At 49.0% G+C, this 12,667-nt stretch carries 10 protein-coding genes and 1 pseudogene; 9 read left to right on the top strand and 2 right to left on the bottom strand.

Annotated features, from left to right (window positions below):
- Positions 1 to 25: 25 nt before the first annotated feature.
- Positions 26 to 913 carry a LysR family transcriptional regulator gene (locus tag DXA36_RS19850; protein ID WP_118681216.1) on the bottom strand — a complete coding sequence of 296 codons (888 nt, stop codon included), beginning with the start codon at positions 911 to 913 and terminating at the stop codon, positions 26 to 28.
- Between the two features lie 165 nt (positions 914 to 1,078).
- On the opposite strand from DXA36_RS19850, the gene DXA36_RS19845 reads away from it, so the two are divergent.
- From DXA36_RS19845 to DXA36_RS19815, 7 genes are all read left to right on the top strand, one after another.
- Positions 1,079 to 1,579: a flavodoxin gene (locus tag DXA36_RS19845; RefSeq protein ID WP_118681215.1), complete on the top strand. Its 501-nt coding sequence runs from the start codon at positions 1,079 to 1,081 to the stop codon at positions 1,577 to 1,579.
- Between the two features lie 88 nt (positions 1,580 to 1,667).
- A complete protein-coding gene (locus tag DXA36_RS19840) occupies positions 1,668 to 2,645 on the top strand; it encodes an aldo/keto reductase (protein ID WP_118681214.1) in 978 nt (325 codons plus the stop codon).
- An 85-nt stretch (positions 2,646 to 2,730) separates the two neighbouring features.
- Complete coding sequence (locus DXA36_RS19835) at positions 2,731 to 3,810, top strand: BtrH N-terminal domain-containing protein (protein ID WP_118681280.1); 1,080 nt, start codon at positions 2,731 to 2,733, stop codon at positions 3,808 to 3,810.
- Positions 3,811 to 3,957: 147 nt separating this feature from the next.
- Complete coding sequence (locus DXA36_RS19830) at positions 3,958 to 5,016, top strand: YeiH family protein (protein ID WP_118681279.1); 1,059 nt, start codon at positions 3,958 to 3,960, stop codon at positions 5,014 to 5,016.
- 396 nt (positions 5,017 to 5,412) lie between these two features.
- Complete coding sequence (locus DXA36_RS19825; RefSeq protein ID WP_118681213.1) at positions 5,413 to 6,858, top strand: extracellular solute-binding protein; 1,446 nt, start codon at positions 5,413 to 5,415, stop codon at positions 6,856 to 6,858.
- Positions 6,859 to 6,930: 72 nt separating this feature from the next.
- Entirely contained in the window at positions 6,931 to 7,845 is a 915-nt protein-coding gene (locus tag DXA36_RS19820; protein WP_243114693.1) for a carbohydrate ABC transporter permease, read from the top strand.
- A gap of 1 nt (position 7,846) precedes the next feature.
- Positions 7,847 to 8,710: a carbohydrate ABC transporter permease gene (locus tag DXA36_RS19815; RefSeq protein WP_182479171.1), complete on the top strand. Its 864-nt coding sequence runs from the start codon at positions 7,847 to 7,849 to the stop codon at positions 8,708 to 8,710.
- Positions 8,711 to 8,716: 6 nt separating this feature from the next.
- Here the strand turns inward: DXA36_RS19815 and DXA36_RS19810 are convergent, their stop codons facing one another.
- Positions 8,717 to 9,811, bottom strand: a complete 1,095-nt coding sequence (locus DXA36_RS19810) for an AraC family transcriptional regulator (protein WP_118681211.1) — start codon at positions 9,809 to 9,811, stop codon at positions 8,717 to 8,719.
- A gap of 205 nt (positions 9,812 to 10,016) precedes the next feature.
- Between DXA36_RS19810 and DXA36_RS19805 the strand changes: the two genes are divergently transcribed.
- A complete protein-coding gene (locus tag DXA36_RS19805) occupies positions 10,017 to 12,020 on the top strand; it encodes a right-handed parallel beta-helix repeat-containing protein (RefSeq protein WP_118681210.1) in 2,004 nt (667 codons plus the stop codon).
- A 400-nt stretch (positions 12,021 to 12,420) separates the two neighbouring features.
- Positions 12,421 to 12,667 (top strand): annotated as a pseudogene (locus DXA36_RS33350) (Rpn family recombination-promoting nuclease/putative transposase); the annotation flags it as partial.

Here is a 12,667-nt window from a genome sequence, read left to right as displayed (position 1 = left end):
CCTGACATATCTTTAGGCGGCGGTTTTATAGAATACCTGTAACCGTTTCGGCAAAGCGGATGACATCATCCGGCGCGTCCAGGCTGTAGAGCAGTCCGTAAGGGATACTGTAATCCCAGTTTACGGGGATGGTTACCAGACCCGGATGAACGTCCTGCCAGCATTCAATGGTGAGCAGGACGTTCCCGGTTTCCGCACAGCGGTTGAAAACCGACAGGTCATAGAACCGGGGCGTATCCTCTATCTGAATCTGCGGATGATGCCTTTCCAGGTCATTGCGCAGGAAATCATTCACCCCCGAATCCCCCCGTTCCACCATCATCAGCGTTTCCCCATATAAATCTTCGATATCGATACATGCCTTCCCCGCCAGACGATGCTTGTCCGATACGGCAATCATTTTTTTATATCTGCCAAGGGCAAGGAAACGGCAGCGGGAAAGCCATGCTTTGGAGTCGCATACCCCGATCAGAAAATCAAATTTTTCCCCAAGCTGTTCGATCTCGGAGAGGATCCCCTCGTGATTGTCCTGGAAGGATACGAGGTGCAGCTTGTAGTCCGGGAAACTGGCATTGACACGATACCATAAATCCATAAAGGGCCTTGCCGGGTTTAACAGGGAGGTACCGATACAGAAAGTGGTGTCCTCCGTATGCAGGGCCGCCCTGGCACTTGCCAGGGATTTTTGGGAATAGTCTATCATGAATTTGGCGTCTTTATAAATGACAGCCCCTGCCGCCGTCAGACGGATGCCGGAGGGCGTGCGTTCCATCAGCTTGATATCCAGATGCTTCTCCAGCGCATTGATCTGCTTCATGACCGCGGTGGGGGAGATATACAGACGTTCGGCGGCTTTGGTAAAGCTGCCGCAGTCGGCGGCCGCCAGAAACGTATCCAGCAGGGGATTGTACATAGAATGTCCTCCATAGTATAAACTTCAGGTTTATACTATGGTAACATATAGGAGATTCAAAAGCAAGAAAGGGTAAGCTATAATACAGATAAAACCTGGTTACTGGTAAGATATGCATATCCGCGGGGGATCAGCTTTAGCGGGAAAGCAGAAGGAGGAAAAAGGATGGCCGGATTACTTGCATTTTTTTCAAGAGGTGATGAAAATTACGTGAATGGGGAATTAAAGATGCTTGAAACAGGAAACACGGAAGCGGCGGCAGGTATCATTCAAAAGTTAACAGGAGCGGACAGCTTCAAGATTGAGCCGCGGCAGCCGTATTCCAAAGACTATAATGAATGCGTTGCACAGGCGCAGGCGGATCAGAGACGGGATGCCCGTCCGGAGCTTACAGCGTATCCTGAGAGCTTGGAACCGTACGATGTTATTTATCTGGGGTATCCCAATTATTGGGGAACCATGCCGATGGCGGTTTTTACATTCCTGGAGCATTTTGATTTTACCGGGAAAACGATCAAACCCTTCTGTACCCATGAGGGAAGCGGTTTGGGCAGCAGCGTTGCGGATATTAGGAGGCTGTGCCCTCAGGCTGCGGTGGAAGCCGGGCTGGCAATCCGCGGAAGCAGTGTGTCCGCGGCTGAGAAAGATATAGCGGAATGGGTTTGACGTGCCGGGAATCCGGCAGCAATTGCCGGAACAGAGGATATGAACATATGGAAAATCGGACAGGCAGAGAAGAAAGGAAAAAGCAAACATGGAATATATAAAACTGGGGAAATCGGACATAGAGGTATCACGGCTGTGTGTAGGCTGTATGAGCTTTGGAGATCCGGCAAGCAAAATGCACGCATGGACGCTGAACCCGCAGGAGAGCGAAGCCATTGTCAGGCATGCGCTGGATCTTGGCATCACCTTTTTTGATACGGCAAATTGCTATTCGGCCGGGACGAGCGAAGAGTATCTGGGAAAGGCGATCCGGAATAACATAGCGAGGGATAAGGTGGTTATTGCCACAAAAGTATATTTTAATGAAGGGAAGCTTTCAAAGGACGCGATACCGGCAGAGGTGGAGGGATCCCTGAAAAGGCTGGGGACAGATTATATAGATCTGCTGATCATCCATCGCTTTGATTACGGCACACCGATAGAAGAAACCATGGAGGCGCTGCATAAAATGGTTCAGTCAGGCAAGGTCCGTGCCATCGGCGCCTCCGCCATGTACGGATACCAGTTTATGAACATGCAGCATGCAGCGGAAAAGAATGGCTGGACCCAATTTGTTTCCATGCAGAACCACTATAATCTGCTGTACCGTGAGGACGAACGGGAGCTGATCCCGATCTGCAGGGAACAGGATGTGGCTAGGACACCCTACAGCCCGCTTGCGGCAGGGAGACTGTCACGGCCTACCTGGTCTGCGGATACCCTGCGGAGCAAAACGGATGTGACCGCAAAAGGGAAGTATGACAAGACACAGGAAAGCGATATGGAAATCGTGAAACGTGTGTCACGGACCGCAGAGAAAAAGGGAGCCACCATGACACAGATCGCACTGGCATGGCAGTATGCAAAAGGCGTTGCAGCTCCTGTTATCGGCGCCACAAAAGCGGAATATCTTGATGATGCCGCAGGCAGCCTGGAAGTGGCACTTACGCAGGAGGAGATCGCCTTTCTGGAAGAAGCTTATGTGCCGCATGCTGTTGTGGGGGCCGTCGCCGAAAGTCATACTTGACTCTCCCATTGTGTCAGGGTGTATGGTTTCCCTGCAGAAGCGAATTGCTGCAAATCGCATAATAAGGAAAAGCAGGGAGGATACCATGACGCAGAAAAGAATAGAAATACCCCATCATCAGGATGATTATGAATGCATGTGGAACGGGATAGAGGATCTGTATATCCGCGATACCGGAGAAAGACTTCCGCCCAGTTTCTTCTTCGTCCTTTCCGGATTCGGATCGTTCTGTTATCTGAAAACAGAAAAAGCCGAACAAAAACGCATGGTGGCACTGGGGGATGGCCGCACGAAGAAAATGTATGAGTTTCTGGCGCCTATCGTCGGATTTGAATACAGGCATTATGAATACAGGACATTTGAAAAGGCGTTAAGCAAGGCAAAGTCCCAGATTGATTCCGGCTTTCCCTGTGTGCTGGGCGCACTGGATATGTATTATCTGCCTTATTACAAGAAGCTGTACCATGGCGGACACATACCTTTCCACTATGTTCTTATGGTCGGATATGACGATGACAGGCAGTGTATTTATGTGCATGACTGCGGCTGTAAAAGCGTGCAGGAGCTGCCATACGACGAGCTGCGGCCTGCCTGGGACTGTTCCTATCCGGGGCTGTCAAAACCGAATACGGTCTGTATCGTCCGGATGAACTCCGCGAAGAATAAATATGAGATTGCCAGGGAGGCGCTCGCCGCGAAAGGTGAGCTTTTCCTGAATCCCCCGGCCGGTGTTCTCGGCATCCGTGGTTTTGAAAAGTTCGTGAAGGAACTGCCGGATTGGAAGAGCCGGCTTACAAAAGAGGACTATGATAATCTGCTTCGCCATATGATCACCTTTTTCGGCACCGTGCCGACCGTTCCGAATGCCCTGCTGGGTATTCAGGAGCCGGATTCCGTGGCATTCGGCGGCGGTTTTGACAAAGCGGGTCTTGTACTGCGTATGCTCGGCCGGGAGTATAACGATGAGGCCATGACAGAAGCCGCCGGAGAGATCGGGAGAGGAGCTGCAGTGACAGAAGAAATCAAAGATATTGTTGTGGATTATCTGACGGGAAAAAATGATAATACCGATGAGCTGCCCGGCCATTTTGCACAGGTATGCCGGATTATGGAGAGCGGTTTCCGGATTTTGGGGTATGGTAATAAAGCCGGATTACGTGAATAATAAGGCGATTGTCCGCCCGACAGCGGCAGAAATGGAAACAGATTTGCACAATGATAAGAAATAATTATAATTATATAAAAATATATAAATTTACTTTATCCATCTCTGATTGTATAATCTGGGAGAAAAAAACAAATGAGGTGGATCATGGAATTTATCAGAAAAAAAGGAAAAGGTATCGGATTATGCTTCCTGGTTGCATTGTTATGCTGGCTGCTCGTCAGGCTGGCAGGTGTACTGGAGGTGGTAGGCGCACCGGTGATTGCGATCCTCACGGGAATGGTGCTGGCTGTAGCCATGAAAGACAAAACGGCTTACCGTGAGGGGATTGCGTTTACATCTAAAAAGATTCTTCAGTATGCGGTCATTCTTCTGGGCTTCGGCCTGAATCTGGCAACGATTGGAAAAGTGGGAATGACATCGCTGCCTATCATTCTTTCCACTATCAGCACATCTCTGGCAGTCGCCTTCCTCATGTATAAGCTTCTAAAGATTCCGGGAAAGACTGCTGCCCTGATTGGGGTTGGTTCCAGCATCTGCGGCGGATCGGCAATTGCGGCCACCGCACCGGTAATCGATGCGGACGATGAAGAAATCGCCCAGGCCATTTCGGTCATTTTCCTGTTTAATATAATAGCGGCATTGCTTTTTCCCACAATGGGCGGCCTGCTGGGGCTGACAAATACCGGCTTCGGCCTTTTTGCCGGCACTGCGGTCAATGATACGTCTTCGGTAACCGCAACGGCATCTACCTGGGATACCCTGCATGGCACGAACGGCGCGGTGCTGGAATATGCAACGATTGTGAAGCTCACAAGGACGCTGGCTATCATACCGGTTACACTGGTGCTCGCTTTTGTGAGGATGCGCAGGGAAAAGAAGGAAAACCGGGTTGAGGGCACGGCAGTGAGTCTGAAATCCATATTTCCCATGTTCATCCTGTATTTTGTAGGGGCATCCGTTATAACGACGGTTATCACTTCTGTCTTTTCCGGAGCGGCGCTGGAGGCCGCCAATGGAGTGTTCGGCTTATTGAAGCAGCTGAGCAAGTTCTTTATAGTTATGGCTATGGCGGCGATAGGGATGAATACGAATGTGGTGAAGCTGGTCAAAACCGGAGGTAAGCCAATTGCATTGGGAATTACCTGCTGGGCGGCCATCACTTTTGTGAGCCTGACCCTGCAGCGGTTACTCGGGCTTTGGTAAAAGTAATTGGCACGGTATCAGGCGGCATCCGCCGCTTTGACAAGTGCGGTTTAGGAATTGTCTTTGTACCAGGGTCTGTCCGCCGACGCATAGCCCGTCAAAAGTATAACCGGGCGCTTTTTAATGACGGCCCTTCTTTTGCCGTGTCATGAAAAGCTCCTCCTGACATCCCGTTTCCCGGCGGGATGTTTTTTTGTTGTATATTTTTATGTTTACGTATGGATTATGGTAAAAATTGTTAAAAATGCTTGAAATTTTACGGGGGGGGGTATAATTGCTTTATTAAAAACGCCGAAAAGAAAAACATTTGTGCGTTTTGCGATCTGCGCGCCCGGATACCGGTTGGGAGCCGGATGCAGGATTCTTTTAACACTTTTACAAGGAGGGCACTAAAGTATGAAGAGAAACGTTTTATCAATGATTCTTGCAGTAACAATGGCGGGAACTCTGCTGGCGGGATGCGGATCCGCGGGCGGCCAGCAGACCCCGGCAGCAGCGGCGGATACCGGTGCGGCGGCTTCCGAGGTGCCCGCAGACAGTGCAGCAGCGGAAACGGGAACAGCCGGAAAGCAGACAGACGGAAAAAATGTACCGGAACTGACTTCGGAACCGCTCACGATTACCTTATGGGATATTTCTACGGAAGATCCGGGAAAAACAACAATGGAAGGCGCAGTACAGCGGTTTATGGCGGACTATCCCAATATTACCGTGAATCAGGTGCATCAGCAGAATGATAATTATAAGCAGCAGCTGGTGGTTGCGATGAGTTCCAAACAGGCGCCTGATATGTATATCCATTGGGGCGGCGGCCCTATGGCTGAATACTATAAATCCGGCTTTGTGAATGATGTTACGCAGATGTTCAATACCTATGACCATCCGGATTTTATTGATGCGGCAATCGCACAGTCCACCTACGACGACAAGGTACTTGCGATTCCGTTCGGCGGTTTGTCCGGATGCGACATTTTCTATAACAAGAATATATTTGCAGAGGTCGGTGTGGAGGTACCGGAAACCATCGATGAACTGGAAACCGTGTGCGATAAACTGACGGAAGCGGGCTATGTCCCGTTCGCATTGGCCAATGGTTCCAAGTGGACAGGCTCCATGTATTATATGTACCTGGTAGCGCGCCATTCCGGAAATGAAGAATTCGACGCAGCTTACACGCAGGAAGGCTCTTTTACCTCCGATGCGTTTATCTGGGCCGGGGATAAAATCCAGGATTGGGTTAAGAAGGGATATTTCCCGGATGGGGTGAATTCCCTTTCCACGGACGACGGGCAGGATAAGGCGCTGCTGTATGATAATACCTGTGCGATGATGCTGCATGGTTCCTGGCAGGTGTCCGGGATCCGGGCGGATAATCAGGAATGGTACGATGAAAATATCGGCGTTTTCCGCTTCCCGGAGGATTCTGAAGCCGCGGCAAAAGGAGTTCCCCAGAATGTGGAAATCGGTACGGCTATTGGAAACGGCTTCTCCTTTAACTGCTGGAATGCGGACGGCTCGGTTGACCAGACCAAGCTGGATGCCTGTTATGTGCTGGCAACGCAGTATTTTAATGATGACACGTATAACCAGAGGCAGCTTGACAACGGGACAATTCCTTCCATCAAGGGGTTTGAAAATACCATCGATGATGCAAATATGAAAGTGGTGGCGGACATCTTCTTCAATGCCTCCAATGTGCAGCTGTGGTATGATCAATATCTGCCTGCATCGGTGACGGAGGTTCATAAGGATTGTATGACGGAACTGTTCGGACTTCAGAAAACACCGGAGGAAATCGGGCAGGAACAGGATGCGGCCATGAAGGCGGCCCTGGCGGAATAAGCTTTGGACGAGAGGCATACTATCCCAAACGTTATCGGCACTCTGAGGATGGCCTGCCGGAAAGGAGAGAATGTGAATCATAGTAAGAAGGCGGTTGGCCTGGCTAAAACGAGAGAAAAAAGCACGGCAGTAGCAGCTGTGGTATTTCTCCTTCCTGCCTTGCTTTTAATAGTTATATATATGATTTATCCGGTTATCGATACCTTTGTCATCAGCGCTTACAGCTGGAACGGTATATCGGCCGACAGAATTTACATAGGATTACAGAACTGGAAAACACTGGTTCTGGATAAATCCTTCTGGTCCGCATTCGGCCATAATGTTGTAGTCATGGTTTTTTCCATTCTCCTTCAGATCCCTTTGGGAATGCTTCTTGCCACATTTCTGGATGCAGGGGGTAAACGGTTTAATGTTTTTAAAACCATATGGTTTCTTCCTTATCTGATGAGCTCCGTGGCAATCGCTTTTTTGTTTACCTATGCGCTGGCGACAAACGGTGGGATCTTTTCTTCCCTTGCTTCCTTATTTAAAGGAAGCAAGGTGACCGTGGATTTGCTGGGGAAGAACCCCCATGCCCTGTTCTCCGTAATAGGGGTTATGGCATGGCAGTTTACTCCGTTTTATATGGTTTATTTTATTGCAGGATACGGAAATATCGATACATCGATTTATGAGGCGGCAGTGATTGACGGCGCCACGAGAGGCCAGTATCTGCGGACAATAGCGATTCCCCTGCTGGGGCCTATCTTTAAGACCGCATGCACCATGTCGCTGATCGGTTCCTTAAAATATTTCGATATGATATGGAATATGACCGGCGGCGGTCCGGCGGGGGGAACCGAGCTGATGGCAACCTATATGTATAAGCTGTCCTTCCAGCAGTTCAACATGGGCTATGGTTCCTGCGTGGCAGCGGGAATGTTCCTTCTGATTACGGCCATTGCCCTGCTGTTCCAGAAGATCTTTGTGGTAAAGGAGGACTATTGAGATGGACAAGCAAAAAGAGGTTGACTACAGGAAAGAAAAACGCAAATCCCGCATTGCCTGGGGAATTGCCATTTTCTTTGCATGCATATGGCTGGTGGTTACGCTGGTGCCGTTTGTTTTCATGGTTATGAATTCCTTCCGCAAACAGTTTGATATGCTTTCCCAGGGGGTATTCCATCTTCCGGATCCCTGGTATTTCCAGAATTATGCGGAGGTTATGACACATGGCTTCTTCGGCTATTTTTTCCGCAGCGTATTTGTCGTTGCCGTTTCCCTGGTGCTCATGCTGATGATTTCTGCGTTTGCGGCTTACCCGCTTTCCCGGATGAAATTCCGGCTCAGAGGTATCACCTATGCCGGTATCGTGGCTATGATGTCGGTCCCCATGCATGTGACGCTGATTCCTATTTTTAAAATGACCACAAATATGGGACTGTATGACAGCCTTCAGGCACTGATCGGGCCGTATGTTACCTTTGCGCTTCCGATGTCGGTATTTATCCTGACCGCTTTCATGACCACGATTCCGAAGGAGATTGAGGAATCCGCCGAAATAGACGGCTGCAATAAGTTCCGGAATTTTTTCTCCATTATCCTGCCCCTTTCCAAATCAGGGCTGTCCACATTGGCCATTTACAACGGGGTATCCATGTGGAATGAGTTTGCTTTTGCCAATACGCTGCTGCAGACCGCATCCAACAAAACGCTTCCCCTGGCGCTTGGACAGTTCAAAGGGGAGCATTCCCTGGATATTCCGATCATACTTTCCGTATTGGTGCTGTCCGTGCTGCCTATGATCGTACTGTTTATTATCTTCCAGGACAAGCTGGTAAAAGGGATGATGGCGGGAGCCGTGAAAGGATAGGTGCGCCTACTCCTCCGGTTCCGTTTCCCGGTACTCGGTGGGGGTCATGCCGAACCGTTCAATGAACAGCCTGTTAAAATGGCTCCTGTTGGTATAACCCAGCTCTTCGCAGATTTCCCCCACCCGTTTGTCCGTGTTTGTCAAAAGATCCGCGGCTTCTTTCAGCAGAAAGGAACGGCTGTAATCGGACAGGGTCTGCCCGGTATGCTTCTTGACCACCCGGTTGATGTAATCGCTGTTATAATTTAGTTCCGCTTCCAGCTCGCTGCGGCTGATCCGGCCCTTTCGGTTCTGCAGCAGCTGGGATACTTGGTAGAAAAGCCGTTCTTCTTTGGAAATTCTGGTCTGATGAGCCTGGATATGATAATTTTCCTCGTCGCCCAGCATGGCGATAAAACGGCAGAAATAACCCCGCACCATATAATTTCTTCCGGAACGGCTTTCGCTCAGTTCCAGCACAAGGGCATTGATCAGCCGGTAGAAATCATCCGGATCAAAGCGGGTTTTTCTTCTGAAATCAATATATTCCTTCGCACTGTAAAAGGAAAGCTTCTGGTTTTCCGCAAAGAGATGGTGGAAAAAGGTGTGGCTGGTGCAGCTTCTGCCTTCCTCATCATACAGCAGATCTTGTTCCAGGACGGATTTAATATATTCCTCCTGGAACAGGAACAGAATGATTTCAAATTCGCTGTCATGCAGCTCCTTGTGGCGAATATTCTTATTGCACAGACAGCATTCCCCGGCATGATAGGTTACGATTTCATTTTCGATCTGTAAATGAAGCTCCCCCGCCAGCACAATGGTCAGTTCATAAAAATCATGGGAGTGCAGAGAACGTTTCCCTGCCAGATCCAGCCTGCTTGCGGAAGAAAAGAAATAATTCTTGTTGCTTTCCGTAAATTCCAGGGAATGCAGTTCACCGTGTTTTCTGTCGGCGGCTTCATAGATGAGCATATAGGGCATCCCGATCGCAACGAATTCCGAGGTGTTGCTGCCTAAATTGTGGAAGGTTAGAAAGGTCTTGGGAATCCCCAGCTTTTTTAAAAATCCCTCCTGTGACAGTTTCCCGGAGGTATCAATGGATTGTCTGTCTTTTTTCATAAGGCGCCTCCTGCCTCCAGAAGAAAGTCTGATTTGGATACAAAAAAACGTCAATTCCCTCTGGATGCGACATTTTCAGGATAATATAATGATTATATAATGACTTTATAGGTTAAGCAAGAAGAGACGGGCGTTTTTAAAGGGATTTATGCATGTTACTGTCACGGAGTGAACAGTGATAACGCCCGGAGAAAGGAGAACATATATGATTTTTTATGTGAATGCCGCCGCAGCCAGAGAGGGCAACGGCAGTAAGGAAATGCCTTTTAAGCACATCAATGAAGCGGCGAAAGCTGCCGGACCAGGGGATGAGGTCCTGGTTGCCCCGGGCATATACCGGGAGTATGTGGATCCCCTGAACGCAGGAACGGAGGATGCCAGAATTATTTACCGCAGCGAACAGCCGCTGGGAGCCGTTATTACCGGTGCGGAACCGGTTGATTCCTGGGAACCTTACCAGGGGAATGTCTGGGTCTGCCGCATTGATAACGGCGTGTTTGGAAGCTACAACCCTTATACTACGTTTGTAGGAGGGGACTGGTATTTTGCCCCTGTCGTAAGGCATACCGGCGCCGTCTATTTAAATGACCGCCAGCTGTATGAAACCCAGACACTGGAGGAATGTATCAAGGGTGAAGTATATCCCCCTTCCTGGGATCCTGATTTTTCCGTTTATAAATGGTATACCGAACAGGAAGGTGATACCACTGTGATCTATGCCAATTTCCAGGGACATAACCCCAATGAGGAAAAGGTGGATATCAACGTACGCCGCAATTGCTTTATGCCCTCCAAAACGGGAGTGGATTATATCACCTTCAGCGGTTTTAACGTGAACAAAGCCGCCACAACCTGGGCGCCTCCCGCCGCTTATCAGGACGGTATGGTCGGCCCTCACTGGTCAAAGGGCTGGATTATCGAGGACTGTGAAATCAGCAACAGTAAATGCTGCGGTATTTCCCTGGGAAAATATTATGACCCGGAAAATGATCATTATTTTACCAACAAACATGTGAAAAGCCCGACCCAGATGGAGAGGGATGCGGTCTGCCGCGGCCAGTATCATGGCTGGCTGAAGGAAAAAGTGGGAAGCCATATCGTAAGGCGCTGCCACATCCACCACTGCGAGCAGGCAGGTATTGTGGGCCGTATGGGATGCGTATTCAGCATCATTGAGGACAACCACATTCACCATATCAACAATATGCAGCAGTTGGGCGGTGCCGAAATTTCCGGCATTAAATTCCATGCCGCCATTGATGTGGTATTCCGCCGCAATCACATCCATCATTCCACCATGGGAATCTGGTGCGACTGGCAGGCCCAGGGCACACGGATCACACAGAACCTGCTGCATGACAACCATGCACCGGAGGGTACGCCGAAGGCGGAAGGCGCTATGATGTGCCAGGATATTTTCGTGGAGGTGGGCCATGGCCCCACATTGATTGATAATAACGTGATGCTTTCAAAAGCCGCCCTGCGGATTGCCACCGAAGGTGTTGCCTGTGTACATAACCTCATTCTGGGCGCATTTACTGCTGTGGGAGGCGGCACGGACAATACCGTAAACGGACTTAACCAGCCCCGTTACACGCCTTATCATATCCGCCACCGTACCGAAGTGGCAGGATTTATGTCCATTCTGCATGGGGATGACCGTTTTTATAACAATATCTTCATTCAGAACTGGCCTGTTAAAGCAGCGGAAGTGAAGGAAGATATGGGATTTCAAATGGCGGATAACCAGGAGGTCGGTACCAGGGTATTCGATGAATATCCGACCTATGAGGAATGGATCGGCTGGTTCGAAATGGATAAGCCTGCGAATATGGGTGAACTGGCCAAGTATCATTTCTCCCATCTGCCTGTATGGGTGAATGGAAATGCGTACTTCAACGGTGCAAAGGCCTGTAAGAACGAAAAGTCAAATCTGGTTGATGAGACGAACAAAGCAACCGTGGAGCTTGTGGAAAAGGACGGGCATTATTACCTGAAAACAAACGTATACGATCTGCTTGGTGATTTTAAGGATGGCATTATTACCAGTGATATCCTGGGATATGCCTTTGAGCCGGAGCAACGGTTTGAAAATCCTGACGGGACGGCTATTACCTTCAATGAGGATTATCTGGGTGAGCATCGCGGCCTTTCTGCGGTTCCCGGGCCTTTTGCATCCGCAGAAGCAGCTGAAAAACAGCTTTGGTAATTTTCTGCGGTATGGTTTGACCTGCCTTGTTTTTATCCTTTTGGCTAAAAGGAACGGTTAGAATCAGAAGAGGAAAACATAGACCGGTATTTGTTCCGGGATATGTTTTCCTTTTCTTGTATATTACTATTGCTTTAAGCGTTCTGTGCTGTGCGTCTTAGTCTGCATGGCAACTTACCTTATCTGCGTTGTTTTTCCGCAGACTTTAATTAGTTATATTGTTTTTTCTTTTTCACTGTGTTATGATAATCATCATCAGCTATAGCGATTCTGTTCTTACTTTCGGAACATTCTGTTCCATTTAATCCCGTTTTATTTTTATTGTGATGTTGTAAATTCTACACATATTATGTATAATTAAGGAGGAAACCTGTCTGTTTCATCAGACAAAAGTATGTTTATGGGGAAAATAGATATTTCATTATCTTCTTATCTGTCACACCCGCCTGTATTCGCCGATTTATTTAATGCCTGGCTGTACGGCGGCAGGCAGGTAATTGATTACCGCGAACTGCAGGCGGAGGATCCGGTACAGAACCGGCCGGAATATGCTGCCACATACAAACATGTGCGGGATGTGGTGAAGATGTATTACCAGGACGGGATGGAGCTGGTTCTGCTGGGTATAGAAAACCAGGAAGAGATTG

Origin of the sequence: Eisenbergiella sp. OF01-20 (assembly GCF_003478085.1) — a bacterium.
Classification (GTDB): domain Bacteria; phylum Bacillota; class Clostridia; order Lachnospirales; family Lachnospiraceae; genus Eisenbergiella.
This window is presented reverse-complemented; position numbering and strand designations above follow the sequence as displayed.